This is a genomic window from Paraglaciecola mesophila KMM 241 (assembly GCF_000315015.1).
GTDB lineage: Bacteria > Pseudomonadota > Gammaproteobacteria > Enterobacterales > Alteromonadaceae > Paraglaciecola > Paraglaciecola mesophila.
In genome coordinates, this window is the sequence record NZ_BAEP01000005.1 from 106,371 (window position 1) to 132,387 (window position 26,017).

The 26,017-nt window shown below is 46.3% G+C and carries 20 protein-coding genes, 1 pseudogene and 1 riboswitch; of the genes and pseudogenes, 13 read left to right on the forward strand and 8 right to left on the reverse strand.

Annotation, left to right across the window (positions count from 1 at the left end; genetic code table 11):
- Positions 1-27 precede the first annotated feature (27 nt).
- On the forward strand, positions 28-1,029 hold the full coding sequence (gene ahr, locus GMES_RS02040; RefSeq protein WP_006990889.1) for an NADPH-dependent aldehyde reductase Ahr: 1,002 nt from the start codon (positions 28-30) through the stop codon (positions 1,027-1,029).
- Between the two features lie 89 nt (positions 1,030-1,118).
- On the opposite strand, the gene GMES_RS02045 is transcribed toward ahr, so the two are convergent.
- The 5 genes from GMES_RS02045 to GMES_RS02065 all read right to left on the reverse strand — a co-directional run bounded on the left by GMES_RS02045 (position 1,119) and on the right by GMES_RS02065 (position 9,242).
- On the reverse strand, positions 1,119-4,241 hold the full coding sequence (locus GMES_RS02045; protein ID WP_006990890.1) for an efflux RND transporter permease subunit: 3,123 nt from the start codon (positions 4,239-4,241) through the stop codon (positions 1,119-1,121).
- A complete protein-coding gene (locus GMES_RS02050; protein WP_006990891.1) occupies positions 4,238-5,812 on the reverse strand; it encodes an efflux RND transporter periplasmic adaptor subunit in 1,575 nt (524 codons plus the stop codon). The genes GMES_RS02045 and GMES_RS02050 overlap by 4 nt, the downstream gene beginning before the upstream one ends.
- Positions 5,809-7,269, reverse strand: coding sequence for a TolC family protein (locus GMES_RS02055; protein ID WP_006990892.1), 1,461 nt, complete (start codon positions 7,267-7,269; stop codon positions 5,809-5,811). Before GMES_RS02055 ends, GMES_RS02050 begins: the two co-directional genes overlap by 4 nt.
- Before the next feature lie 206 nt (positions 7,270-7,475).
- On the reverse strand, positions 7,476-7,847 hold the full coding sequence (locus tag GMES_RS02060) for a hypothetical protein (protein WP_226990234.1): 372 nt from the start codon (positions 7,845-7,847) through the stop codon (positions 7,476-7,478).
- A 210-nt stretch (positions 7,848-8,057) separates the two neighbouring features.
- Positions 8,058-9,242 carry a cation:proton antiporter gene (locus tag GMES_RS02065; RefSeq protein WP_006990894.1) on the reverse strand — a complete coding sequence of 395 codons (1,185 nt, stop codon included), beginning with the start codon at positions 9,240-9,242 and terminating at the stop codon, positions 8,058-8,060.
- A 567-nt stretch (positions 9,243-9,809) separates the two neighbouring features.
- Here GMES_RS02065 and GMES_RS02070 point away from each other — a divergent pair.
- From GMES_RS02070 to GMES_RS22730, 3 genes are all read left to right on the forward strand, one after another.
- Entirely contained in the window at positions 9,810-10,076 is a 267-nt protein-coding gene (locus tag GMES_RS02070) for a DksA/TraR family C4-type zinc finger protein (protein ID WP_006990895.1), read from the forward strand.
- A 381-nt stretch (positions 10,077-10,457) separates the two neighbouring features.
- Positions 10,458-11,078 (forward strand): lysozyme inhibitor LprI family protein, encoded by a 621-nt coding sequence (locus GMES_RS02075; RefSeq protein WP_006990896.1) that lies wholly within the window; start codon positions 10,458-10,460, stop codon positions 11,076-11,078.
- A 277-nt stretch (positions 11,079-11,355) separates the two neighbouring features.
- On the forward strand, positions 11,356-12,237 hold the full coding sequence (locus GMES_RS22730; RefSeq protein ID WP_006990898.1) for a tetratricopeptide repeat protein: 882 nt from the start codon (positions 11,356-11,358) through the stop codon (positions 12,235-12,237).
- A 182-nt stretch (positions 12,238-12,419) separates the two neighbouring features.
- Here GMES_RS22730 and GMES_RS02085 read toward each other — a convergent pair.
- Both GMES_RS02085 and GMES_RS02090 read right to left on the reverse strand, forming a co-directional pair.
- Positions 12,420-13,641: pseudogene (locus GMES_RS02085) on the reverse strand (IS4 family transposase).
- A 183-nt stretch (positions 13,642-13,824) separates the two neighbouring features.
- Complete coding sequence (locus tag GMES_RS02090) at positions 13,825-14,757, reverse strand: carbon-nitrogen hydrolase family protein (protein ID WP_006990900.1); 933 nt, start codon at positions 14,755-14,757, stop codon at positions 13,825-13,827.
- A 158-nt stretch (positions 14,758-14,915) separates the two neighbouring features.
- On the opposite strand from GMES_RS02090, the gene GMES_RS02095 reads away from it, so the two are divergent.
- On the forward strand, positions 14,916-16,994 hold the full coding sequence (locus GMES_RS02095) for an oxidoreductase (protein ID WP_006990901.1): 2,079 nt from the start codon (positions 14,916-14,918) through the stop codon (positions 16,992-16,994).
- A 124-nt stretch (positions 16,995-17,118) separates the two neighbouring features.
- Here the strand turns inward: GMES_RS02095 and GMES_RS02100 are convergent, their stop codons facing one another.
- Positions 17,119-18,075, reverse strand: coding sequence for a DUF2608 domain-containing protein (locus GMES_RS02100; protein ID WP_006990902.1), 957 nt, complete (start codon positions 18,073-18,075; stop codon positions 17,119-17,121).
- Positions 18,076-18,533: 458 nt separating this feature from the next.
- Between GMES_RS02100 and GMES_RS02105 the strand changes: the two genes are divergently transcribed.
- The 8 genes from GMES_RS02105 to GMES_RS02140 all read left to right on the forward strand — a co-directional run bounded on the left by GMES_RS02105 (position 18,534) and on the right by GMES_RS02140 (position 25,959).
- On the forward strand, positions 18,534-18,998 hold the full coding sequence (locus GMES_RS02105; RefSeq protein WP_006990904.1) for a pyridoxamine 5'-phosphate oxidase family protein: 465 nt from the start codon (positions 18,534-18,536) through the stop codon (positions 18,996-18,998).
- Positions 18,999-19,229: 231 nt separating this feature from the next.
- Entirely contained in the window at positions 19,230-20,561 is a 1,332-nt protein-coding gene (locus tag GMES_RS02110) for an efflux RND transporter periplasmic adaptor subunit (RefSeq protein WP_006990905.1), read from the forward strand.
- A 187-nt stretch (positions 20,562-20,748) separates the two neighbouring features.
- Complete coding sequence (locus GMES_RS02115; protein WP_006990906.1) at positions 20,749-21,492, forward strand: ABC transporter ATP-binding protein; 744 nt, start codon at positions 20,749-20,751, stop codon at positions 21,490-21,492.
- Between the two features lie 9 nt (positions 21,493-21,501).
- Positions 21,502-22,818, forward strand: a complete 1,317-nt coding sequence (locus GMES_RS02120; protein ID WP_006990907.1) for an ABC transporter permease — start codon at positions 21,502-21,504, stop codon at positions 22,816-22,818.
- Between the two features lie 10 nt (positions 22,819-22,828).
- Positions 22,829-24,079, forward strand: coding sequence for an ABC transporter permease (locus tag GMES_RS02125; protein ID WP_006990908.1), 1,251 nt, complete (start codon positions 22,829-22,831; stop codon positions 24,077-24,079).
- A gap of 55 nt (positions 24,080-24,134) precedes the next feature.
- Positions 24,135-24,248: riboswitch (yybP-ykoY riboswitch) on the forward strand.
- An 82-nt stretch (positions 24,249-24,330) separates the two neighbouring features.
- Positions 24,331-24,882: a TMEM165/GDT1 family protein gene (locus GMES_RS02130; RefSeq protein ID WP_006990909.1), complete on the forward strand. Its 552-nt coding sequence runs from the start codon at positions 24,331-24,333 to the stop codon at positions 24,880-24,882.
- A 170-nt stretch (positions 24,883-25,052) separates the two neighbouring features.
- A complete protein-coding gene (locus GMES_RS02135) occupies positions 25,053-25,424 on the forward strand; it encodes a glutathione S-transferase N-terminal domain-containing protein (protein WP_006990910.1) in 372 nt (123 codons plus the stop codon).
- Between the two features lie 91 nt (positions 25,425-25,515).
- Positions 25,516-25,959 carry a hypothetical protein gene (locus tag GMES_RS02140; RefSeq protein WP_006990911.1) on the forward strand — a complete coding sequence of 148 codons (444 nt, stop codon included), beginning with the start codon at positions 25,516-25,518 and terminating at the stop codon, positions 25,957-25,959.
- Positions 25,960-26,017: the final 58 nt, after the last annotated feature.

The window sequence follows — 26,017 nt, forward strand, 5'->3', positions numbered from 1 at the left end:
TCAATCAAAAAATGAAAAGGATAACCCATGATAACTGCTTACGCTGCACATGAGCCCAAAGGTGAACTCAAGCCCTACGAATATGACCCGGGCGAACTAAGACCGAACGAAGTCGAACTTGACGTTATGTATTGCGGCGTGTGTCATAGTGATTTAAGCGTCATTGATAACGAATGGGGGATCAGTCAATACCCAGCGGTAGGTGGACATGAAGTGGTGGGGAGAATTCGCCAAATCGGCGGTGCGGTAAAAGGCTTGAAAGTTGGCCAAGTTGCGGGCTTAGGCTGGCATGCTGGCTATTGCACTCACTGTCAGCAATGTGACACTGGGGATCACAATTTATGCGCCAAAGCACGACCGACTATCGTTGGTCATCACGGCGGATTTGCCGATAAAGTTCGTGCCCAAGAAACCGCTGTGGTGGTTATTCCTGATGGAATCGATCTCGCATCAGCGGGCCCACTATTTTGTGGCGGCATTACGGTTTTTAACCCCCTAAGCGAGTTTAATATCAAACCCACGGATAAGGTGGCGGTTATTGGTATCGGCGGCTTGGGTCACCTTGCCTTGCAGTTTTTGAACGCGTGGGGCTGTGAGGTCACCGCGTTTACCTCAAGTGAATCAAAGCAAAAAGAAGCGCTGTCATTAGGCGCTCACCACGTTATCAACTCCCGAGACAAAACCGACATCAAACAAGCCGCAGGGCAATTCGACCTTATTATTTCAACCGTGGCAGTCACACTGGATTGGGAAGCATATATAAGCACCCTAGCGCCTCGAGGACGACTGCATTTTGTTGGCGCAATCACTGAGCCATTAAACATAAGTGTTTTTTCACTGATGTCACAACAGCGTAGTGTGTCCAGCTCGCCCGTTGGCAGCCCGGCGACCATTGCAAAAATGCTCGAATTCGCCAAGCTGCATGACATTAAGCCCGTTATCGAAACCTACTCTTTCGATGAGATAAATCAGGCACTCGATCACCTGCGTACAGGGGATGTGAAATATCGCATTGTTTTAAAGCGCTAAGCGCTTGGCGATGCAGCATCGCGCCCTTAAGCTATCTGCCTAAGGGCACAACGTTAGGCCCCTCGATACTAAATCACTCGCCCATGCAGTTATTTATTAAGGTCGTGTTTGCGCCACAAGAAATACACGACCGGCACCACCAGTAAACTTAATATCAGCGCACTTGCCATGCCGCCCACCATGGGCGCAGCAATTCTACTCATCACCTCAGATCCGGTGCCACTGGCATACATCACAGGGAGTAAACCAATCACTACCGTTGCCACTGTCATCATAACAGGGCGTACTCTTAATCCCGCTCCGTGCATAACACTCTCACGCAGAGCCGTTAAGGTTATATGCTTGGCATCGCGAGCTGCATTTATTTGTAACTGCGCATATGCCTGATTCAGATACACCAACATAATGACGCCAATTTCAACCGCCACCCCGGCCAGCGCAATAAAACCAACGCCAACCGCCACAGACAGATTGTACCCCGCTAAATACAGTAGCCACACGCCACCTATCATCGCCAGTGGCAACGTACCTAAGATGATGGCAACCTCGGCAAAGCGCTTGAAATTAAGATATAACAGCAAAATGATGATCGCCAACGTCAGCGGTACGACATACTTTAGCTTGTCTTTTGCGCGCTCAATGTATTCGTATTGACCGGCCCAAGTGACGCTGTAGCCAGCAGGTAAGTCTAGCTTCTGTGCAAGTAATGCCTGACCGTTTTTTACATAGTGGCTGACGTCGATATCGTTGATATCGATAAATATCCAGCTATTAAGACGAGCATTCTCACTTTTGATTGCCCCTGGACCATAGTCGATATAAACCCGAGCAACCTCACCCAATGTTATGTGCTGCCCATCTGCTGTCACAATAGGCAGCAAGCTAATTTGCTCTGGTGAATCTCGATAGGCCTCTGGGTAGCGAACATTGATAGGATAACGCGCTAAGCCTTCTACCGACTCACCTACATTGACGCCGCCTATCGCCATTGATACATACTGTTGTATAGCGCGGATACTCAAGCCATATCGGGCAGCGGCTTCTCTATCTATATCAAGCTTGATATAACGCCCTTCCACTGCCCGCTCGGCGTATACCGATGCTGAGCCTTGCATAGGCGTTAACAACCGCTCTATGTCTTGCCCTATTCGTTGAATGACGTCTAAGTCATCACCGGCGACTTTGATGCCCACCGGGGTCTTAATACCGGTCGCCAGCATATCTATGCGAGTTTTAATCGGCATCACCCAAGCGTTTGTAATGCCTGGAAGCTGCAATGCGTCATCCAGAGCGTGGCGAATATCGTCCTTTGTCATGCCTTTGCGCCATTCACTTTTAGGTTTAAATTGAATAAAGGTTTCAATCATGGTCAGCGGCGCAGGGTCTGTCGCGGTATCGGCACGGCCTATTTTACCAAACACGTTTTTTACCTCTGGCACGGTGCGTATGAGTTTGTCGGTTTGTTGTAATATTTCTCGCGCTTTGCCTATAGAAATACCGGTATACGTGCTGGGCATATACATCAAATCCCCTTCATCCAGGGGCGGCATAAATTCAGAGCCAATGTGTTTAAGCGGATAAAAACCAACAACCGTAATCAAACCCGCTGTCACTAGGGTTGTTTTTGGATAGCCCAGAACGGTTTTTAATGCGGGCATGTACAAGGCAACTAAGCCGCGATTTATCGGGTTTCTGTGCTCGCTTATGACTGTTCCTCGTATGACATACCCCATAAGCACAGGCACCACACTAATAGCTAGGCCAGCCGAAGCTGCCATCGCGTAGGTTTTAGTAAATGCCAACGGCGCAAACATTCGCCCTTCTTGTGCTTCAAGCATAAAAACCGGTAAAAAGCTGACGGTGATAATTAACAGACTGAAAAACAATGCGGGCCCGACTTCAGAAGCAGACTTGATCACAATCTCCCACCGATTGGCGTCTGTCAGTGGTGTGTCTTGCATATGTTTATGCATGTTCTCTATCATCACTATCGCCCCATCGGTCATCGCCCCTATAGCGATAGCAATCCCTCCAAGGGACATAATATTGGCGTTAATCCCTTGCCAATACATGATCACAAACGCCACGAGTATACCCAAGGGTAAACTGACAATTGCCACTAAAGATGAGCGCACATGAAATAAAAATAGCGCGCACACTAGGCCCACGATTAACAGCTCTTCTAGCAGCTTGGACCATAAATGCGTGACAGCGCTGTTAATCAACTCTGAGCGGTCGTATACCGGCACCACCTCTACGCCTTCAGGTAAACCTTGCTTTAGCACCTCAAGTTTTGTTTTAAAGGCTTCAATGGTCTTTTGCGCATTTTCGCCAAAACGCATAACGGCGATACCGCCAACGACCTCCCCTTCACCGTTTAGCTCGGCAATGCCTCGGCGCATCTGAGGGCCTAGCTCAATACTCGCCACATCGCGCAACAACACAGGTACTCCCTGCTTGTTAACACCAAGTGGAATGAGAGCAAGGTCGTCACGTTGTTGTACATAACCATTGGTTGAAACCAAATACTCAGCTTCGGCCATTTCAACCACTGACGCCCCAACTTCCTGGTTGCCTTGCTGTATCGCGGTTTGTATTAGGCTTAAGGGAATATTGTAAGCACGCAGTTTATTGGGGTCGACCACCACTTGATATTGTTTGATCATGCCGCCAATAGCAGCCACCTCGGAAATGCCCGGTACGGTTTGCAATTCGAATTTTAAAAACCAATCCTGTAATGCCCGCAGCTCGCTTAAATCATGTTGCCCGCTTTCATCCTTAAGGGCATAAACATACACCCAGCCCACGCCTGTAGCATCAGGGCCCAATTGCGGTTTGGCTTGTGACGGTAAATTGGGGCTCACCTGAGACAAATATTCCAGTACCCGCGTTCGGGCCCAATATGGGTCGGTATCGTCATTAAAAATGACGTATACATAAGAGTCGCCAAAAAATGAAAAGCCTCGAACGGTCGTTGCTCCAGGCACAGACAACATAGCCGTGGTGAGTGGATATGTTACTTGGTCTTCCACTACTTGCGGTGTTTGACCGGGGTAGCTGGTTTTGATGATGACCTGCACGTCAGATAAATCAGGGATCGCATCCACAGGCGTATGCTTGAGACTAAAAAGCCCCATGCCAATCATCATCCCAGTTAACAACAACACCAATAGCCGATTGTTCACCGACCAGCGAATGACATGGACAATCATGGTGTTTCCTCGTCGACTACACACAGCTTAGTGATTACAAAGTCACCGTCACGTATTTCGAAGGTAAATTGAATCGCCTTGGTTTCTTGCAGCCTGTTAATTTTTGCCTGCTCAAGCTCGCTACCTAGCACAAAGTCCATCGTCGCAGGCCCGCGGTTCCATTTTTCAATCCCGGCGCGACTGATATTTACCTGTCTGGTAGTCACATCAACGCTATTAATCACACCGCGAACACTTGCTTGCTGAATATTCGGCTTGTTAGCACTGGAGTGGGTGTTCATATCAGGCATGTCTTGCGTATCAGTCATGCCTTGCATGTTTTGTGCGCCGTGGTGCTCATAACGCTTAAAATCAGACGAAATACTGCTCTGTGAATCCAATAAAAACTGCGCTGAAACTACCACCTCGTCTCCCGCATGGATCCCGCTTTGTATCTCGATGAACTCTCTGTTCATGCGACCTAGATTGACTTCTATAGATTTAAAATAGCCATCGCCTAAGGCGAGCACCACGCGATCCTGAACACCCGTTCGAATAACGGCGTTGCGTGGTACGAGTACGACGGGCAGGCTTGGCTTTGCCTCGATAGTGACATTCGCAAACATATTCGGTTTTAGCAGGCGTTCGGAATTTTCGAAACGAAGACGTACACGCAAGGCCCGGGTTGTTTCGTCTAACGACGGATAAATATAATCCAATTTCCCTTGCCATTGTCGTCCTGGCAGGTACCCCACGCTCATCGTTACCCCAAGCCCTTCTTCAATTAAATCAACTTGATGCTCGAATACTTCAGCCTCTACCCAGACCTCTTCTAAACTGGCAATCGACATCAAGGTTGTACCCGGCTCCACATAAAACCCGTGGCGTATTTTAAGGTGTTCCAGCACCCCAGATTGAGGGGCGTAGAACGTCACGCTTTGCATTACTTCATTGCGACTATCAAGTTGTAGTAGTGCTTCTTTGGGCATATGTAACGACTGTAAACGCAGACGCGCCGCTTTTATCAAAGCTGGGTTGTTACGTTTTTTCGCTAGCAAATACTCCTCTTGCGCACTGACCAACTGGGGTGAATAGATGCCGTAGACTTTTTGCCCCTTAGTAACAGATTCACCTGCGGTGCTGACATACAAAGCATCAACCCAACCTTCAACTCTTGGGTGCATATGCACAATCTTATCTTCGTTATAGCCCACATAACCCACGGTCTGAATAGTGTTTTCAAGGGGTGCAATGCGCGCAAAGTCAGTACGCACACCTAAATTGTTCACCACATTGGGTGACACTTTGACCCTTCCTGCCTGCTCACTTTGCGAACTGCTATTGCCACTACCAGCACCAAAAAATGGGATAAGATCCATCCCCATGGGGGATTTACCAGGCTTGTCACGGCGGAAGTTTGCGTCCATTGGCGCCACCCAATACAAAGGCGTTTTTTTAGATTGCCTTTGCGCGGCATCACTTGAGTGACCCATATCGGTATTCGATTCTTGCTCGTTTAACTGTGTGTAAATAGCCAGGGCAATAACTGCACCGACAACAAACGAAATAGTCACATTGAAAAACGTTCTCATGGGCGATTTTCCTGATAAGGAGAAGACAGCAATGACTGTCTAGGTAGAAAATAGTTAATTTTAGCGCGCACTTTTTGCTGTTTTACCACTAAGGCAAGACGTTCAAACTCCGCCTCGTTGCGTGTGATCAATACCTCTGATGCCTGTGCTAAGCTGCCGTAGTCGTGACTTAAATTCGCAACACTTATCTCTTTTTGCTCAGCAATGTTCGGCAGAATAACCTCCTCATAATGGGCTACGCGCTTTTGGTATTGGCGGTATTGCACAGCTAAGTCATTTAATTGCCCCACCATTTCACGCATGACCAAGCGATACTCTGTTCGCAAGGCTTCTTTTTGATGATGTGCAGCAGCCAAAGCGTTATCTTGTTTAGTACGAGAAAAAAGCGGCATGTCCATACTTACACTCACTGACCAGAAGTCAGCGCGACTTTGATTAAAAGCATCGTCTTGTCGATAGGCGTAACCGATATTTACGCCCCACAAAGGATCATATTGTGCTGCAGCTAACTTAACGCCTCCTTCGCTAGCGCTAATAGATTGCAGTGCTGCTTTAGCTCGGGGGTGTTGTGATACAAGCGGCTGTAATGTGTTCAGCGTCGCTTGTTCGCTTATGGGCTCTTGTTCAACGAAGCTAGGCACAGCAGCAAATAATGGCAGGTGCTGTTTAGCAGTCTCATCTAAATGGCAGGCTCGTAACTGCAACGACGGCCGCACTTCGTCATGGGCAATAGTGGGTTTGTCATCATATCCGTCTTGCGGAGCTAACCATTGGCACAACTTGGCTTGAGTTGAACGTTTGCTGGTATTGATTTCAACAATTCTGTCGTCCACTTTGGCTAAGTCTAGTTGTGCCACCAGCACGTCATTTTGGGTGGTTCTGTTGCGGCTATTGCCAAACGTGGTCGCGTAATTCGCTTGACTAATATCAATCAGCTGCTGCAACGTCTCTCGCAGCTGCAAAGCGAGTGCAATCTCTTGATTTGCTCGATATAAGCTTAACCATAACAAAGTCACAGTTAACGCGACTTGCTTCAAACGATCGTCACGCAGAAAAGGTTGAACAGCAGCAAGTTGCTGGAACCGCTGGCGGGTAATACGGCGACTTTGACCTCGGGTGAATGATTGCTTCACCGCCACTTTAAACTGGGTCATGGGCTCTTGGCCTAGCGCAAAGCCATCGCTAGGTACGTTCAATAAACCAAATGACAATTCAGGATTAGGTAAAGAATCACTGGCCTCCCCTTGGGCGCGCAGCGCATATTCTTTTTGTTGGCTACCGTCTAACCATGGGTCTTGCTGCTGGGCTTGTAAAATGGCTTGGGATAAGGACATTCCCCAACTTAAGGGGGATGTAAACACTAGGGGTAATAGCAAGCAAACCCTAAGCAGCACTTTGTTTTTGACTTGACCCAATACCTTGAAACGTAGAGGGTGCACTAAAATAGTCAACGTCATGATGTGTCTCAACAAACATTTTCAAGCGATGCGATCCGAGCTCTTTATTCTGAGCTTTTATTCTGAGCTTTTTACGCCGTGCATAGCACAGGGCTCAGAGTCAGTTTCACATCGCTTGCGTTATTTCGAAGAGAAAGAGTGAGTCATTCACCTCGCTTTCTCGATTAAAACAATACTTGAGCAAATTTAAGCCCAATTAGATTGTGTTAACCGCTTATAGGAGGGCGTTTTACTCTCGATTGGAAGGGGGTTGCGGTAGAGAACAAAACACTGATGATTTTGTCGTCTGAGCGAGAGAAGGACATATCAGTATTAGAGACAATCATCGCCCCTGCACCGCATGCGCCTTCGGGACAATAGCAAGAATCTGCAGTGTCTTCGTCGCAGCACGCCATTTGCATATCACTGGCCTGAGCGTGGTCATTGGTGGCGATGCCTGATTTGGCCATTTTATGCGTCATCTGCATCAAACATGGCGTATCGTCATCACTTTGGGAAGCATTTAGCGTTTGATTTTGAGTATGCAAGCGCGTCATAGAAGCTTCTTCAGCGCCCATTTGCATGGTGATACATGTCATTCCATTTACCCCAAAAGACTACACTACAAGAAGCAACACAATCAAAAGGTAGGATGTAAATTTATGGCTCATGAAATACACATACTCGTTTAATGCTATAAAAATGAAGATTGCCCACCAAGACGCAAATGAACATCATCTAGGCCTAACAGGGCTAGTTTAGCCTTTGCTCCCTGTCATTTGCACGTAAAAAATGTGAAAGCGCTACTTTTACTTATTCCGGCGTTCCTCAATAGAGACAAGGGGTGTTGGTAAAATCTTGCGTGCTAATGCCACCCAAAACGGACTGGCAAATAAGCTTAGGGCAATCACCGCCACGGTCACATGGTAACCATAATCACTGATAAGCTTTGATTGGCGGCCAAGCGTAGCCAATATAAAGCTAAACTCCCCAACTTGAGCAAGCATCGCCGCAGCATAAAGGCTTTTTGTCCAACTGACGTGCAATAAGCGTAGTGTAAAGGTCGCAATTAAGGTGTTACCCACCAACACCATGAGCAGCAGTGACGTTAACAAGGTGCTGTTTTGCACGATAAACTGCACGTCTAGCAACATTCCGATAGACATGAAAAATAGCGCAATAAACACCACATGAAAGGCTTGTAAACTGCTTCTGATCCACATCGAATCTTTCATCTTCGCTACCAACATGCCGCCAACAAAGGCACCTAGTGCAGTGGATAAATGCATCAAACCAGACAACAAGGCCAAGCCAAAACAACATAAAAGTGCGCCAAAAACTTGAAGTTCGTGGTTCACCTTAAGCTTATTCAACCACGTGAATTCAATGTATTCTTGATTCAGCAGCCAGCGCACTAGTAACAATACACCTATGCCCGCCCCAACCTGCATGGCTATCACATCGGATTGCACCCCTGTTTCATCCATCATGCCAATCACAATAACCATGGGGATCACAGCCAAATCTTGCACCAGTAACACGCCTAGCACGTGCTGCCCCTGCTCACTGTGCAACTCGTTGCTGTCTTGCATCAATTTAAGCACTACAGCTGTGCTGCTCAAGCTCAGAACAAAGCCCAGTAACACGATTCGCTGCAGCGACCAATCAAGCAGACTACCAACTAGGTGCACGCATGCCACGCACAGAACAATTTGCAACCCTGTGCTGCCAATCGACACCCGCCAACTGCGCCGTAACTTATCAGGGCTCACCTCCATACCAATGAAAAACAGCAGCAGTATTACGCCTAACGAACCCATGGTCTCAATTACATTAATATCTTTAATTAGGCCTAAACATTGGGGGCCAACAATGAAACCCGTCACTATATAGGCCAAGACAAGAGGGAGTTTGAAATGTCTAAAGATTAACGAAAGCAATAAGCCAATAAACGTTGTGCCCACAACAGCGGGTAAAATAGGGTCAAAATGCATAGTACTCAATTTACAAATTTTTTATCTACTGAAAAGACAGCGGCTAGGCCAAAGGTTCCCGTTTGACAAGCTTTGTCACACTTTAGAGCAGCCGCTTAAACGCCGTGCTGACTGTCCGTATTTAGACGCCCTAGGGCTAATTGTCAGACAACTACGTGATGTAAATCGACGAAGTGGCATGTTGTTTTGTTGATATGTTGTCCAGAGACAGGTGCAGAGCTTTGATAATTGACTGACCTTGTTGACGTACTTTATTAACGCACGTATGAAAAATTTTCCTTATCAGATGTAGTTGGTACCCAAAGGCAGACAAAAGGACTAAGGCTTTTGCACTTAATTTAGCGCTGTAATTGGCTGGAGACCATTACTTATATGACCCAAAGTCCTAAATACTAAATCCGGTATTCTCCTTGCTTCTGTGCACAGAGTTGCTGCTGTTAGCGTTAGCGCTGCATAGATGGCAGTACAGAGAGATGAATCTCTGCAAAACAGACAATCGTAAGAAGAGAGTCGAAAGTCGCGCACAATAAACACGAAAAAGAATACAAAAGGTAAACGGGAGGCAAAATGGCCGGTGGTTGGGCAAAAGATGGTGCAGTACAAGACCAAATTGACGCGAGCGTTGAAGAAGCTGTTGCACGGGCTAAAAGTCAGATGTTAAAAGGCGAAAGTGCTGAATTCTGTGAAGAGTGTGATGAACCTATTCCTGAGCGCAGGCGCGTCGCATTACCTGGGGTTCAGTTGTGTATTAATTGCCAAACAGAGATTGAAAAGCACGCAAGTGTAACCTCCTCTATTAATCGCCGCGGCAGTAAAGACAGCCAATTAAGATGATTTGCGTCGCCATCTCACATGGCTGCGCTGCCTCACACTAAATTCATGATTAGCTTATAAAACGCGGTGCCTGAAATCACAATACTTGATCTTGATATTTATGGTCTTCAAGCTATCCAAGTCAATTCATTCAATCCGATAAATTTAAGACAACGATTTACGCCGACTGAGCTAAACAAACGCGTTTAAGCTAGGGGAAACTAAGCAGAACTCTTATAGCCGTGCATGGTCAGCCCCTACTAAATCAGGTTGCAGCACGGGCGGTCACATCGCTCGTCATTTTGCCATCAATTTTTACTGCTATCACGACTACTGGTAAGATGGCTATCTCGACTAACATCGTCTTCTAGCGCGAAATACACCGTATAGAAAGGTCAATACATGAATAACCAAAATGGCTTACGCCTGCAGCGAAAGTGCGCTTTTAGCAAAATTTTCACACCACTCACTTTGAAGTTGGGCTGCGCAACATTCCTTATGCTGACGGCCAGCAGCACGTTTTCAGCTAGCATTAATTGCCAAAATGCATCCCAAACTGACGAAAAAGTAGTTTGTGGAAGTGTAGAGCTTTCGACGTTAGATGAACAACTTACCAAACGATACAAGGTCGCCATCGCTAGCAATCAAGCTCAGCCGGCAAAGAAATTTGAAATCCAGCGCAGCCAAACCCAGTGGCTTTCACAACGCAAGGCGTGTCATTTCAGTTTTGATTGTATAAAGACTGCATACAGAAAAAGGATCAATGCACTTATCGCATTGTCTCGTACCGAGAATGCTTTTTCTTGGGGTGGTAACTATCGCCTAACACCAAGTACCAGCGCAACGCGTTTAGGCTCAGCAAGAGAGCGACAACCTATCAAGGTGCTATCACAAACCGATGTCATATTTAATGGCTATCCTTGGTTTCAAATTGAAATAAATGGTCAAGAAGCCTACCAATGGGGTGGTATCATTTGCGACCCCCATTTCGCAAATACAACATTTTGTGAACTAAGCCGCTAATATTCATATATTTTAAGTCAAGTCAGAATTAGATTGAACCAGGCTTACAGCCAAAAATTTGGGTCGCTCAAGGTAGTATCAACAGATTTTAAAAATGCTCTCATAAAATAGTCAATTTGCATGTATGAACTACTCTTTATAGGCGTCGCAATTCTTGTCACTAGGACATACCTATGCCTCTATAGATTAGAGCATTTGAATTGACTCATCTTATTTCTCGTTGGAGTAAGTTATTAAAGAGAAATAAGTACTTTTAATATTAAAGGGATAAATTAATATGAAAATACTTTACAGAAAAATCTTCTATATTTTTGTGGTAGTTTCTTTTTCACTTACGTTGATATCATGTGTCACGCAAAAGGTAAATCCAAGCAATAGGTCTGACGAATACAATCTTTTAGTTGAATCCGTATTAGCTGCCCCTACAAAGTATGAATCAGAGTTAGCGAAATCTATAAAAACAACGTTATCGACACATCCAGAAAATAATACACAGCACCTTTTCTTGCTCAATAATTTGGCATATGTCTATCGTGCACAGGGCAAGCATAAAAAAGCAAAATCTGTTATTAGAAAAGCTACCTACATTTGGCCAAAGCTAAATAATGATGACCCTCAAGCTCGAATAGATCAGACTCATCATGGTTCTGCGATTTTAAGAATAACATCTTCTGGAACAATAGATTGCTCGAACTTCGTGGGAGGAACTGGCCCAGTAAATCCTGATCCTTCAACAGGTGGAGACATGGCGCAATGCGGTCCGTTTGGTACTGCCCCCATATTTGGTGCCTGTGGGATGTTTGGTTTTAGAAGCTGTGGTGGCGACGATGGCGGTGACGGCGGCGGCGGCAGCGGTAGCGGTAGCGGCAGCGGCAGCGGTAGCGGTAGCGGTAGCGGTAGCGGCAGCGGCAGCGGCAGCGGTAGCGAAAATGATGACGACGATAGTATCGATACCGATTTTCTAAATGAATGCATAGCAAACGATGGAAGTTCTATAACAGACAATTATTGCACAGAGACTGAATGCCATTGTTGCATACAACCAAAGCCTAATCATTTCTCTTGCGTACAATGCAAACGAGGGCCAAACGGAAGTCTCTCAAATGGAGAGTGTGACAGATTTGAAATTTTAGGAAATACGCATTTTCTTGGTAATTAAGAGAACTCATACTTATTTCGGGCTGTCAAAAGTTTCACAGCCAAACAAACCGTAATTGGTGAATTAAATATTAGCCAACTAAATGACTCCCGAAGGAAAAATAAAGTTTAATTATCGTCGGTATGCCACTTTATTTTTCCTTTTTTTGACTACTCCTCATGGTTTGGCGCTGGGGGATCCCCTCATAGAATAGGCCTCCCTTCTTTGTGAACCCAGGTAATATATTGGCGCTGTTATGGTAAGTACGGCCCAGGTAATTTGGGCTGAGTTCATCTTGTAATCTTTTGCTCTTTTCCTGACTTCTCTGCCTAGTCTAATAATAGATAACACGCGCCGATTACGGATGGTGTTAGCTTGAAATGCTCTTTCCCAGTTTTGCTTCACGGCGATGATACCCAGCAGCCGTAATAGCCATTCTGCGAGCATCGCAATCAGCAGTAATATATCGAATCGTTTGGTACAGCGGCTGTTGCTGTGGCGTAGTCCCATTCCGTATTGAGGGCTTTTGATATCGCGGAAGGTTTCTTCTATTTGCATCCGTCGTGCGTAAAGGGAAACCAGCTGTTTTGAGTTCAGTTTATCGTTCTCGGGAAGATTAGTGGCGAGTAGCCAAGGCTCTTTGCTACCCGCTCGATAGCTTTGTTGGGCGGTGTGGTTTCGTCCTGCTTTTGAAGAGCGGTTGTCCTTTCGATGTTTGGCCTTTGCTTTGTACAAATGCAGATGTGCATGAAGCGGGCTTTTACGCCCCAATTGCCCACACCCTAGGTATTTAGCGCGAGAATTTGCGCTGGGGTAAAACGACTTATTACTTTGCCATAAAGCTTGCCCATCACGCTTGAAACCCACATCTCCGCGCACTCGACCTAGCCAGAACCAGCCATGCTTTTCGACTTCACGAAACCAAGGGTTACGATAGCCCGCATAGGTAACAATCAACGGGCAACAACCCGACGGCAGGATACTCGCTAGCTCTTTTAAAAAGGGATTGTGGCTAACGGGGGAGTCGTATTCAGCGTAAGAAAATACTCGTTCATACAACGTCACAGACCGCCCTTGAACACTGACCGATGCACGTAAGGTTAAATGCCTAAGCTGCTCACGCACATCAGACCAATCCACGAGTACAACAGGCATGGGATTAGCACCGCAAAGCAGTTTTGCGTGCCAACGGTAGATATCGAGCCGCTCGTTATGTAGGTTGCTATTACCAAGCAGCCTGTCGATGCGCTTTATGTTGTGTTTCGGGGCCACGGAGCCTGAGATATTCCGTCCTAATTCGGTCAACGACAATTGCTGGCCATCCAGCAAAGATTGTGTGGCAACCATAAGAGAGGAAAGACGTTTTGCATGTAGATTGGGGCATTGCTTTTTAAGCAAATCGTGTAAGATAGAAATATCACGCATGGTGTTGTTATCTAGTTAGTTTTTGCGAAATTCCTACTTTCAATAGAGGACGTCAAATAGCGCCATGCGTGTCTATGTTATTGTTTCTGCTCATAATCATGAGGAGATTCGTTAGGGTTTGGCGTTATAGACCAGCCTTAATTTATGAGTCTGATAAGTGCCTACAGACGCGAAAGGTCCTCTTTATTCTTCTACTTCAAACGGCGGTCTTGGGCGCTCATCCACTGTCAGTTTAAACACATCAGGGCGCGAGTAGTGCCCTGCAGGGTCTAAATCGTAACGCGCCTTAATGATGTCATCTAAGTCGATTTCAGCGCTTATCAAGCCTTCTTTGTCATACAATGGCCCAGCGAGTATTTCGCCCATTGGCGATACAATCATGCTGCCACCACGAATCAGTGGCTTATCCGCTGGCCAAGCCTTATCTGGCGGTGTTTCTGTCGTTCCCTTTTGTGACGGTGGCCCTTGATATTGGCACGCGCTGACCAGAAAATTTCGCCCTTCGTAGGCGATATGGCGCATACTAGCCTGCCAAATATCACGGTCGTCCACGGTAGGTGCGCACCAAATATCCATACCCTTGGCGTACATAGTGCTGCGAAGTAACGGCATGTAGTTTTCCCAGCAAATGGCAGCGCCGACTCGACCGGCAGAGGTATTCACTACTGGAATGGTTGAGCCATCGCCCTGCCCCCATATTAGGCGCTCGCTGGCGGTTGGCATCAGTTTTCGATGCTTATACACCTCCCCCGCTTGAGTGATAAATAATGCGGTGCAATACAAGGTGCTACCACCGCGCTCAATGATGCCAATCACAATAGATGTATTACACGCTAGCGCGAACTCAACGAGTGCTTGAACTTCAGGTCCTTCTAATTCAATAGCTTGCTTAAAATAAGACATGTATTGTTCGCGACCTTGCTCTGTGCGATAGCCTACGCGAGTGCCAAAGTCAGCGCCTTTTGGGTATCCCCCTAACAATGCTTCTGGCATCACCAATACATCACACTGGCTATCAATAATGGCGTCTTTAAAGCCCAGTATCCGCTTTAATGTGTCGCTCGTGCCTAAAGCAGATGAGCCAAGTTGTAATGCGGCAATCGTTTTAGTGTTCATTGGTATGTGAGCTTCTTAATATTCCCGAGTAGTAACGTGAATGTGCCGCATTTTTCGCCCGACTGTCAATATGCCTATTCTTTCTTAACAGTTATCCCCTCCCTTGCACTGGTGTGCTGTGAGCCGTACTCTTATATAAAAAATAATAAGGCCTGACCATGACAGCACAAACAGTAACACCCGAAACAGAAAATCACGCTGCGTCCCGGGAGCAGAACGCATCTCCTTTTCCGAATTTGCTCAGCCCATTAGACTTAGGTTTTACCACACTAAAAAACCGCACGCTGATGGGCTCAATGCATTTGGGCTTGGAGGAAGAAAAAGGTGGTTTTGATAAATTAGCCGCTTTTTATGCAGAGCGTGCCAGAGGAGGTGTGGGCTTAATTGTGACCGGCGGTATAAGCCCTAATATTGCCGGTTGGGTAGCCCCGTTCGCTGGGCGAATGAGCAGTTTGCGTCACGCAAAAAAACACAAAGTCATTACAGATGCGGTGCATCAAGAAGGGGGCAAAATTTGCATGCAAATTTTGCACTCAGGACGATACGGTTACCATCCGTTTAACGTATCAGCCTCAGCAATCAAAGCGCCTATTGCGCCATTTAAACCAAAGGCCCTCACCTCACGTGCAGTAAAACGTACCATTGCCGATTATGTGGCTTGTGCAAGTTATGCTCAAGTCGCCGGGTACGATGGTGTGGAAGTAATGGGCTCTGAAGGCTACCTGATAAACCAGTTCTTCTGCGAGCGTACCAACCAACGAGATGATGAATGGGGCGGCAGCTTAGAAAACAGAGCCCGCTTAGCCGTTGAAATAGTCACCCAAACACGGCAAAAAGTCGGTCGCAATTTTATCATCATTTATCGCTTGTCCATGCTTGATTTAGTAGAAGGTGGAGCCTCGTGGAGCGAAGTGGTTTACCTCGCTAAAGCCATTGAAAAAGCTGGCGCAACGCTTATCAACACAGGGATTGGCTGGCACGAAGCGCGCGTACCTACCATAGTCACGTCCGTTCCACGGGCAGCCTTTAGCTGGATCACGCAAAAAATGAAAGCTGAGGTGTCGCTTCCGCTCATCACCACCAACCGCATTAATACTCCTGAGGTCGGCGAAAAGATATTAGCCGATGGCCAAGCTGATATGGTGTCAATGGCGCGTCCCTTCTTGGCAGACTCACAGTTTGTTGCCAAGGCCATGCGCAATGAGTCAGACCAAATCAATACTTGTATTGCCTGTAATCAAGCCTGTTTAGACCATGCTTTTGCCCAAAAACGGGCTAGTTGCTTAGTGAACCCACAAGCGTGTTATGAAACCGAACTTATTTTCAAAACAGTCTCGGCCCCTAAAAAACTGGCAGTAGTTGGTGCCGGGCCAGCAGGTCTGGCGTTTGCAACCTATGCTGCACAGCGCGGTCACGATGTGCACTTGTACGACCAAGCATCTGAAATAGGAGGGCAATTTAATTACGCTAAGCAAATTCCCGGTAAAGAGGAGTTTTACGAAACCCTACGCTATTACGCCCGTATGATTGAGGTATATGGGGTGACCTTACATTTAAGAACCGTAGTAAATGCAGGGTGGCTGACTGAGCACAAATTTGACGAAATCGTTATGGCGACCGGCATTAAGCCAAGGCATTGGGATATTGACGGCAGTGAGCACAAAAAAGTCATGAGCTACATAGACGTGCTAAGAGATCACAAACCGGTCGGCCAAAAAGTAGCCATTATCGGTGCTGGTGGCATTGGATTTGATGTGGCTGAATTTTTAGTAGAAAACGAAGCCCTGACCACCCACCTTGATGAGTGGTTAGCGCATTGGGGAATAGACAAAACCGTGACTCACCCAGGTGGGTTAACAGCTCCGAAAATATCAGAGGTAAACCGGGAGGTGTATTTGCTGCAACGAAAATCGAGCAAAGTCGGAGCGGGCTTGGGTAAAACATCCGGCTGGGTGCATCGTGCATCACTCGCGCACCACAAAGTGCAAATGATCAACTCAGTTGAATACGTAAAAGTAGATGACGCAGGACTGCACATTAATATTCAAGGTAAGCCACGCGTGTTAGACGTAGACAATGTCATTGTCTGTGCTGGTCAAGAGCCACTGAGAGAGCTTCACGAAGGCTTACTTTCCCTAAGTATACCTGTGCATATTATTGGCGGTGCTGATGTTGCAGCAGAATTAGATGCCAAGCGGGCAATCAGGCAAGGTGCTGAGCTGGCAGCTAAGATTTAGCGCCATCAGCACACGCTAGCCCCCTTTGAGATTGCGATAAAAAACCGCTAACGGAGACCCGTAGCGGTTTTGTTTTATCTATAGAAAGCGATCCATGTCAGCATAAAAGATGATTAATTGGCAATCAATAATCGCATTGACGCTGATTAATATGCTCGGCCCTGTCAGCAAAGTGTGCACTGAGTAATTCACTTAACGCTTCACGTGCAGCGTTGGCCTGCGCCACTTCTTCGGTGGTTACCGTTTTCGCAATACGCGTATAGTGGTAACCGTAAAAATTAACGCCAGCTGCTTTAAGTGCTTCGCCCATGTTGTCGATGTTGTGCTGCTTGTCATCCACAAATACCACTGAGGTATACTCGTGACCTGTGCGCGCCAGTAAATCAAGCAGCATCACGCCCTTATCCATGCCTTGGACCATAAATACGCCGTCCACATAGCTCACATTTGCAGTACGCCCACCAAGGGTGTAGTCATAATGCAGGCCGACATCAGGTGAGGTTAATGACTTATCGCTAAAGTCCAATTGATTGCGCGCTAGCTCACGCATGGTTCCCGCGCGGTAGGCTTTAGAGCGTGCGGTTAAAATAACCACGTCGTTGCTCACACCGTTCACCAATGTCGCCATATCAGCTTGTGTAGGTTTGTTCACCGCTATTTCAAACACCATGCCCAAGGTATCGAATAAACAATTTACTTTTTCACTGTCTTGGGTAGCAATCACGTTACCATTTGGGCTAAGGGCTCTGCCTCGTTGCCAGTCATACCATTTATCACTGCCAAAAAACTCAGTTGCGGTCAACAAGGTGTCATCGATATCGAATACCAGCAACGTAGATTGTACGTCTAAGGTACTAGCTTTAGCGATGGCATCGCTAAGCTCATCCGTTTTCACAACTTCACTCACCACTTGCTTATTAGCCGCTGAATGTGGGTTTAATTGAGGGTTTGATACGCCGCTTTCTATATTGCCAGTAGCGCAGGCACCTAAGAAAAAGGTAGCGCCAAGGGCGAGGAGAAATGAACGAGATGTGGGGTTAAACGTCCGCCCAGTGACTGAATCAATGTGTCCTTTATGCATTTTTATTCTTCATTTTGCGCGTAAATAGTCGGCGATAATACATCATTTAATGCTCTCAGTGTAGCCGCAATCATGGATAACCAGCAGGCTTGAGGCACTGTAAACCATTGATTACTTAGTGTGGGCGACTATCATTTAACCAATCGTAAATGAGTCTACTAGGTTGGCCGTCATTGACACTTCTATCCTTAGGCGATGCTGGCTTAACCCACATAAAATACCCCCCTCCCGGTAACTTTTATATTCCACGTGAATTATTTTCTGCAACCTATCAAAAAATCATTCTCTAAATCAATTTCCGGCAATACCTAAAACCCTATTAACAAGGTGCGTAGAGCGCAGTTACGAGTAATTAAACGTCATTGGCATGTCGTCTGCTTAGTAACGTATAAGATACAAATTGAAGAACCTCGCCTTATGGCAAATGTCTGGTGAGGTTAATTTAACTGGAGGTAAAAATGTCTAACGATATTCGCGAAAAAATGTGGAAAGCCATGGCTGATAGCCCAATCGTCATGCTTGGCCTTACCGACGCAAACGCTCATCAGGAGCCTATGCATGCTCAATTAGATAAAGACGCCAACAGTGCATTTTGGTTTTATACCACCAAAACCAATCGTAGCGCTGCAGGTGGTAGTGCTATGGCGCAATTCGTCAGTAAAGATCATAAGGTATTTGCCTGTATATCAGGTACTTTGGTAGAAGAAACCGATCCTAAGATCATCGACAAGTATTGGTCTAAGCACGTTGCAGCATGGTACAAAGACGGCAAAGACGATCCTAGCCTTAAAATGCTGCGTTTTGAACTAAATGAAGCAGAGGTGTGGCGTGCTGACCCTGATTTCAAAGCGATGGTCAACTTAACGTTTGGTGGCAAAGTGCAACCGGAAAAAATGGGCGATCACGAAAAAGTCTCGTTGTAGAGAAAGCTTCGTTTAGGAGAAGCGCCAGTGTAAAATATACCGCATACACGGCGCCTATTTAACACGCGTATGCCTTTATAAGCCAGCACAACAGTGCTGGCTTTTCTATGTGTCCTACTATCACTCTTTCAAGCGTTCACTGTTTCATCCAAATTAAATTTCATTAAATTTAAACCTTTACCCTTTTACGTTCGACTTACCCAATGATTAAGACAAAAAACAGGGATAAGCATGAACACGCCAATCACTGGGCGCACCACTAACGAAGGTATTTCAGATACCAGCGCCCAAGACACAATAATTAACAACAATAAGTCATCAAAAACCCTATGGATAGCCACAGTGTGCGTTATTAGCATGCTGACACTGTACTGGGCTGTTGCCCCAGCAATAAGCAGTTGGCGGTCGTCCGACACCAGTATTTCTGCCAAACGGATCCACCTAGGAGAAGTGATTAGGGGCGATTTAGTGCGCGATTTATCCGTTCAGGGGCGAGTCGTGGCAGCAGTCAGCCCGCGTTTGTATAGCCCAGCACAAGGCACGATAAACTTGTTGGTAGATGCAGGGGATTCTGTCACCAAAGGACAAGTAGTTGCCAGTGTTGACAGCCCAGAGTTAACCAACGAGTTGCAACAAGAAGAATCGAGCTTACAAAAGCTTAAAATGGAGCTCGACCGCCAGCGAATTCAGGCTAAAAAACAGGCATTGGAAAATCAAAAAGCAGTGGATTTAGCGCGCGTTGCCCTTGTCGCGGCTGACCGTGAAAAGCGCCGAGCAGATAAAGCCTTTGGCACCCAATCTATTAGTCAAATAGATTTCGAAAAGGCCCAAGATGAGCTCGAAAATGCCAAGCTGGTATTTCAACATGCCAAGCAAGATGCCGATTTGAGCAAGGAAAGTTTGGCCTTTGAGGTGCAATCAAAACAACTTTTGGTAAAGCGTCAAGCGTTGATGGTCAGTGACTTGGCTAGAAAAGTTGACAAACTTGACGTGCGCTCCCCCGTGAGTGGCATTGTGGGCAACTTAGCGGCCCAACAAAAAAATCAGGTAGCAAAGAATCAAGCCATTTTAAGTGTGGTCGACTTATCAGAGTTTGAACTTGAGGTTGATATTCCAGAAAGTTACGCCGATGACTTAGCGATAAACATGCCAGCGATTGTCAACATCAACGGTGGTGAGCACCTTGCGGCATTAGTCACTATTTCCCCAGAAATCGAAAATAACCAAGTCACCGGCCGCGCCCGTTTTGCCATTAAAGACGAGCAAGGCAATGCGCTAATTCAGCCCCAAGGCCTACGCCAAAATCAGCGTTTAACCACCCGCATCCTGATGGACAAACGTTCTAACGTATTGATGTTGTCTCGCGGACAATTTTTAGAAAGTGGCTCGGGACGTATCGCCTATGTTGTAGAAGGTAATTTAGCTAAACGCACTGACATTGTCACCGGCGTACGCAGTTTATCCAGTGTTGAGGTGTTGTCGGGTTTGAGTGCTGACCAACAGGTGATCATATCAAGCACTGAACAATTCAATGATGCGCAAACCGTACTCATTACTCAGTGAAGCGAGACTCGAAAATGACCTGGCTAAGAGCGACCAGATAGAGAACATGCAGATAAACAAAGCGCCAATAAAAATTTAGGCACAGTAAACACAGAAGCTCAAAAAAACACGACAGCTCTCATAATAAGACGTAGACGAACAGCACCTAACACGCTGAAACACGTTAACAAATACAGGGAACAACACCATGCTAACCATGACTGACATCAAGAAAGTTTATCGTACTGACTCAATTGAAACTCACGCGCTACGTGATTTCAACTTACAGGTAAACGAAGGCGACTTTGTGGCGGTAACAGGCCCTTCAGGCTCGGGTAAAACCACCTTTTTGAATATCGCTGGGCTGCTTGAGACCTTCGAAGAGGGCCGCTTTGAACTCGATGGCGTTGACATCAGTCACCAAAACGATGCCTCTCGTAGTCGCCTGCGTAATCAAAAGATTGGTTTTATTTTTCAAAGCTTCAACCTCATCCCCGACCTGAACTTGTTTGATAACGTTGATGTGCCCCTGCGCTATCGCGGGTTTAATCGCCAAGAGCGAAAAAAGCGCATCGAAAATAGCCTTGAAATGGTTGGCTTAGCCAAGCGCATGAAACACTTGCCGGCTCAACTATCAGGCGGGCAACAACAACGAGTTGCCATAGCGCGGGCGCTGGCCGGCGAGCCACGTTTTTTACTTGCCGATGAACCCACAGGAAATCTTGATAGCAATATGGCCCAAAGCGTTATGTCATTACTCAAAGACATCAACGCTAATGGCACCACCATCATTATGGTGACCCATGACGCGGGTTTGGCAACGCAAGCAACGCGCAATATACATGTGCGTGACGGCAAAGTCAGTGAAATGAATGAGTCGCTTAGCGCCAAAGTGGATATGCCGAACGCAGTGGCAACTGATAACGGACCTGCTGTTGCTCTGGTTAAATAAGGACCTATCATGTTCAACTATTATCTCAAACTTGCCTTTAACAGTTTTAAACGTAATCCCATACTCACAGGGTTAATGATTGCAGCCATCGCCCTTGGCATCGGCGCAAGCATGACCACTATCACAGTCAATTACTTAATGTCTGGGGATCCTATCCCTGAAAAAAGCAGCCAGTTATTTCATGTACAAGTCGACAGCTGGGATCCAAACACTGGCTTTAACGATGAGCCAAACACCCCGCCTAATCAGCTGACCTGGACAGAAGCCACCAACCTTATGGCAGCGAAAAAAGACTTTAGGCAAACCGCTATGGCCAAATCAGGGGCCATCATTCAGCCAGATAACCCGGACATAAATCCCTTCGAAGCCTCGATCCGTTTAGCCTTTAGTGACTTTTTCCCTATGTTTAGCGTGCCCTTTCAATATGGCAACGGCTGGGACCAAAAAGCCGACGAAGACCGCCAGATGGTTGTAGTTTTAAGCAAAGAGACTAATGACAAGGTGTTTGGGGGAGAAAATTCCGTGGGTAAAAACATCGTCATCTTCGGCAAATCGTTTCGCGTTATCGGCGTACTCGATGCTTGGCAACCTTTGCCAAAGTTCTATGACGTAAACAACGGTGCGTTTGACGATCCAGAAGCGCTATTTATGCCCTTCTATCTAAAACAAGAACTTGAGCTGCCTAATTGGGGCAATACCAACTGTTGGAAATCCCCTGAAGGGGAAGGATTTCAGGCATTTTTACAATCAGAATGCATTAACTTTCAAATGTGGGTAGAGCTTGAAACCGAGCAAGATAAACAAACGTATCTGACATTTCTGAACAATTACGTGAATGACCAAAAAGAGCTTGGGCGCTTCCCTCGCCCCCTAAACAACCGATTACTCAATGTGATGCAATGGATGCACGACCAAGAAGTCGTGGCTGATGACGCCCAAATTATGATGTGGCTGTCTTTTATGTTTTTAGTGGTGTGTTTGCTCAATACCATAGGCTTACAGCTGGCTAAGTTCAGCGCTAAATCCGCGGAAATTGGCTTGCGCCGAGCGGTTGGCGCGACCAAACAAGATTTATTCTTACAGTATACGGTCGAGACTGGCGCGGTTGGTTTAGCCGGTGGTGCAATGGGCTTATTACTTGCCCTGCTCGGCTTAGTGGGTATCCGCCACCTTTACGGCGATGAGCTTAATGATTTGGCCACATTAGATAGCACTATGATAGCTACTGCATTGCTGCTGTCATTATTTGCCAGTGTTTGTGCTGGCCTTTACCCAACGTGGCGCGCATGCAACATCGCCCCTGCCAGTCAGCTTAAAAGTCAATAAGGATTGAATAATGAATGAACAAAAAGAACGGTCTTTTTTCGCTGAAAACTGGGAAGTGGGCCCGATATTAAGAGCGCTGCTGCGCAACAAAGTCGGCGCCATACTAATTGCTTTGCAAATCGCCTTCACCATGACCATAGTCGTCAACGCTATTTATATTATTCATGAGCGCAGTGAAAAAATGAAACGCCCGAGTGGTATCGATGAAGCGAATAGTTTTTATCTTTCAAGCGTGGGCTTTACCAATGATTTCAACACGTTAGTGACCACTAAAAAAGACCTAAACCTGATCCGCTCGCTTGAGGGCGTGGTAGATGCCATTCAAATCAACGCTGTTCCAATGAGTAACAGTGGTTGGTCGATGGGATTACAAACCCAGCCTGGAGCCGAGTTTGATGGCACTGGAAGCGCTGTGTATATGGTAGACGAACACGCTTTAAACACCTTGGATGTGGCCCTAGTCGCCGGTGAAAACTTTCGCGCAACCGACATTCAAACGCGGGTTGCAAGTCAAAACCACTGGCCAGACAAAGTGATCATCACACTTGCTATGGCGAATCGTTTATTCCCAGATGATGGCTTAGGGGCGCTTGGCAAGACGGTGTACATTAATGATATTGAACCCATGATAATCACCGGCATTATCGATAAATTGCAAGCGCCTTGGGTGGGCTGGGACAACGTCGAGAATGTGATGCTCACACCAGAAATTCGCGATGCTGAAACGAGCCGCTATTTCATTCGAACCAAACCCGGCCAACGTGATCGCATTATGTCCGAAGTTGAAAGTCTGCTAGCGAAAAGCAACACAGGTCGTATTCTACGAGATATGCGCAGCATTGATGAAACGCGAGTTCGCGCCTATCGCGACAACAGTGCGATGATCCGAATTTTGGTAACGGTCATGGTGATCTTGGTCATTGTTACTGGCCTTGGCATTGTGGGGCTAGCAAGCTTTAGCGTGAATCAACGTAAAAAACAGATAGGTACACGCCGAGCTTTAGGCGCCAGTCAGCAAGCAATTGTTCGTTATTTCATGTTAGAAAACCTGCTTATCAGTACAGTCGGCGTGGTGTTGGGCGCTATGTTAACCGTAGGGCTGAATATCGTGCTGGTAGACGCCTTCAGCCTAGACCCGATTACTTGGTATTACATCCCTCTTGGCATGTTAGCGCTGTGGGTTGTGGGGCAATTAGCCGTATATGGCCCAGCGAAGAAGGCAGCAAATATCCCCCCAGCCCTTGCCACGAGAAGTGCGTGACGTAAGTGACAAATTCGTCAGATTAACACTTGATGCACAGTCAGAGTATCTGTATCCTGCCTGCGTCTTAGGGGAGTAGCCCGCTCGTTCATTCGAGTGAGACTGTCAACATACTTGAGCCCTCATGGCTTATGGCAGTTTCGTATCAACATTCACTCTTGTTGATATCGGCAAGACCTAAGGCAAATAGCGCCCCATTGCGGGAGGTGTCTATTTGCCTTTGGTTTAGTATCCCGCACGAGCATCTTCAAATGGACGCCTTATTTACCTCAACGTTGACCGTTACCCTTGCCGAAATGGGTGACAAAACACAGCTTCTATCTTTGCTTCTTGTGACTCGCCTACAAAAACCATGGCAGATAATCGCTGGTATTTTAATAGCTACACTCCTTAACCATGGTATCTCCGCATGGTTTGGGAGTTGGATAAGCCAATTCCTCACCAGCGATATGGGTCAAACTATCATCAACACCAGCTTTATTGCAGTGGGCTTATGGTTGCTTATTCCCGATAAAGACGATGCGCCCAATACAAGCTTGGATAAATACGGCGCGTTTGTGGTGTCGTTGGTGCTGTTTTTCATCGCTGAAATCGGTGATAAAACACAAATCGCTACAGTGGTATTAGCGGCGCAGTACCAATCCTTTTTATGGGTAACGATGGGGACAACGCTCGGTATGTTATTGGCGAACGTACCAGTGGTATTTGCAGGTAACTATATTATGCAGCGCATTCCATTTTCACTGACCCGGGTATTTGCAGCGGTGGTATTTATTGCTATAGGCGTGTACGGATTTTTTTAAAGGCTCGTGCTGAGTTATGGATACAGCTTAATAAAATGGTTTCTTAGATAATGGCGTCACAAAAAAAGAGTGAAATGTTTTGTTATCATTATTGACTCTCTTTTAGCAGCAATCATGCTTATAATGCGCCGATTAGTTTAATGGTTAAATGAAAGAGTTAAGTACAAGAAATGAAGTTTATTATTAAGTTTATCCGCGAAGCCTTAGGTCGATTGATCATTTTAATTGATTTAATAACCCGCCCCCGCAAACAGAAACGTAGTCCTGAAGCACAAGCTAAAGTGGAGGCTGAGTTAAGCAATTATGCGCTGTATCAGTTTTACGCCTGCCCGTTTTGCATCAAAACGCGCCGGGCGTTACACAAACTTAATTTACCTATGCAAAAGCGCAACGCGAAAGAGGGCTCAGAGCATAGGGCTGCTTTGTTACAAGGCGGCGGTGCCGTAAAAGTGCCTTGCCTGCGTATTCAAAAAGACGGCCAAGACACCTGGATGTACGAGTCATCTGAAATCATTAATTATTTACAGCAAAAATTTGCCTAAATAGTTACACGCTAAAAGAAGAAGCGGCTTGGCTTAATAAAAGGTGTTTCGTAGTAATAGCGTAAGATGCCTAAGGGTCAAAAGGGCGTAAATGCAAAGAAATAATTTACTTGTTAGCGCTGGCTACTTAAGCTTTTTTGCAGCACTGCTTCACGTTAGCTGCATTTATGGTGGTCCAAGCTGGTATCGCTTCTTTGGTGCTAGTGAGCACATGGCTCAAATGGCTGCTAATGGTGACTTATACCCGACCATTGCGACATTGGTTATCGCGACAGTTCTAACTGTTTGGGGGCTTTATGCCTTATCCGGTGCAGGGTTAATCTTCAAATTACCCTTTATCAAGACGTGTTTAGTCGTCATTACCGGTATTTACTTGGTGCGTGGGGTCACTGGGTTAATCGTTCCTTTTCTTACCAAAAATCCCCTCATTCACCAAAATTCAATGACGTTTTGGATGGTAAGTTCCACTATATGCTGCATTTACGGTATCTTTTATTTATTAGGTACAATGCGCTTATGGCGACAGAATTCATAGCTGACTATAACCATCTCGGAAGTCGGTCATTTGATCAAATATATTCAGCTACAGTAAA

What these genes read in the sequence shown, in the direction of transcription:
- ahr (WP_006990889.1), top strand. Translation starts at nt 28, where the DNA reads ATGATAACTGCTTACGCTGCACATGAGCCCAAAGGTGAACTCAAGCCC.
- GMES_RS02045 (WP_006990890.1), bottom strand. Translation starts at nt 4,241, where the DNA reads ATGATTGTCCATGTCATTCGCTGGTCGGTGAACAATCGGCTATTGGTG.
- GMES_RS02050 (WP_006990891.1), bottom strand. Translation starts at nt 5,812, where the DNA reads ATGAGAACGTTTTTCAATGTGACTATTTCGTTTGTTGTCGGTGCAGTT.
- GMES_RS02055 (WP_006990892.1), bottom strand. Translation starts at nt 7,269, where the DNA reads ATGACGTTGACTATTTTAGTGCACCCTCTACGTTTCAAGGTATTGGGT.
- GMES_RS02060 (WP_226990234.1), bottom strand. Translation starts at nt 7,847, where the DNA reads ATGACATGTATCACCATGCAAATGGGCGCTGAAGAAGCTTCTATGACG.
- GMES_RS02065 (WP_006990894.1), bottom strand. Translation starts at nt 9,242, where the DNA reads ATGCATTTTGACCCTATTTTACCCGCTGTTGTGGGCACAACGTTTATT.
- GMES_RS02070 (WP_006990895.1), top strand. Translation starts at nt 9,810, where the DNA reads ATGGCCGGTGGTTGGGCAAAAGATGGTGCAGTACAAGACCAAATTGAC.
- GMES_RS02075 (WP_006990896.1), top strand. Translation starts at nt 10,458, where the DNA reads ATGAATAACCAAAATGGCTTACGCCTGCAGCGAAAGTGCGCTTTTAGC.
- GMES_RS22730 (WP_006990898.1), top strand. Translation starts at nt 11,356, where the DNA reads ATGAAAATACTTTACAGAAAAATCTTCTATATTTTTGTGGTAGTTTCT.
- GMES_RS02090 (WP_006990900.1), bottom strand. Translation starts at nt 14,757, where the DNA reads ATGAACACTAAAACGATTGCCGCATTACAACTTGGCTCATCTGCTTTA.
- GMES_RS02095 (WP_006990901.1), top strand. Translation starts at nt 14,916, where the DNA reads ATGACAGCACAAACAGTAACACCCGAAACAGAAAATCACGCTGCGTCC.
- GMES_RS02100 (WP_006990902.1), bottom strand. Translation starts at nt 18,075, where the DNA reads ATGCATAAAGGACACATTGATTCAGTCACTGGGCGGACGTTTAACCCC.
- GMES_RS02105 (WP_006990904.1), top strand. Translation starts at nt 18,534, where the DNA reads ATGTCTAACGATATTCGCGAAAAAATGTGGAAAGCCATGGCTGATAGC.
- GMES_RS02110 (WP_006990905.1), top strand. Translation starts at nt 19,230, where the DNA reads ATGAACACGCCAATCACTGGGCGCACCACTAACGAAGGTATTTCAGAT.
- GMES_RS02115 (WP_006990906.1), top strand. Translation starts at nt 20,749, where the DNA reads ATGCTAACCATGACTGACATCAAGAAAGTTTATCGTACTGACTCAATT.
- GMES_RS02120 (WP_006990907.1), top strand. Translation starts at nt 21,502, where the DNA reads ATGTTCAACTATTATCTCAAACTTGCCTTTAACAGTTTTAAACGTAAT.
- GMES_RS02125 (WP_006990908.1), top strand. Translation starts at nt 22,829, where the DNA reads ATGAATGAACAAAAAGAACGGTCTTTTTTCGCTGAAAACTGGGAAGTG.
- GMES_RS02130 (WP_006990909.1), top strand. Translation starts at nt 24,331, where the DNA reads ATGGACGCCTTATTTACCTCAACGTTGACCGTTACCCTTGCCGAAATG.
- GMES_RS02135 (WP_006990910.1), top strand. Translation starts at nt 25,053, where the DNA reads ATGAAGTTTATTATTAAGTTTATCCGCGAAGCCTTAGGTCGATTGATC.
- GMES_RS02140 (WP_006990911.1), top strand. Translation starts at nt 25,516, where the DNA reads ATGCAAAGAAATAATTTACTTGTTAGCGCTGGCTACTTAAGCTTTTTT.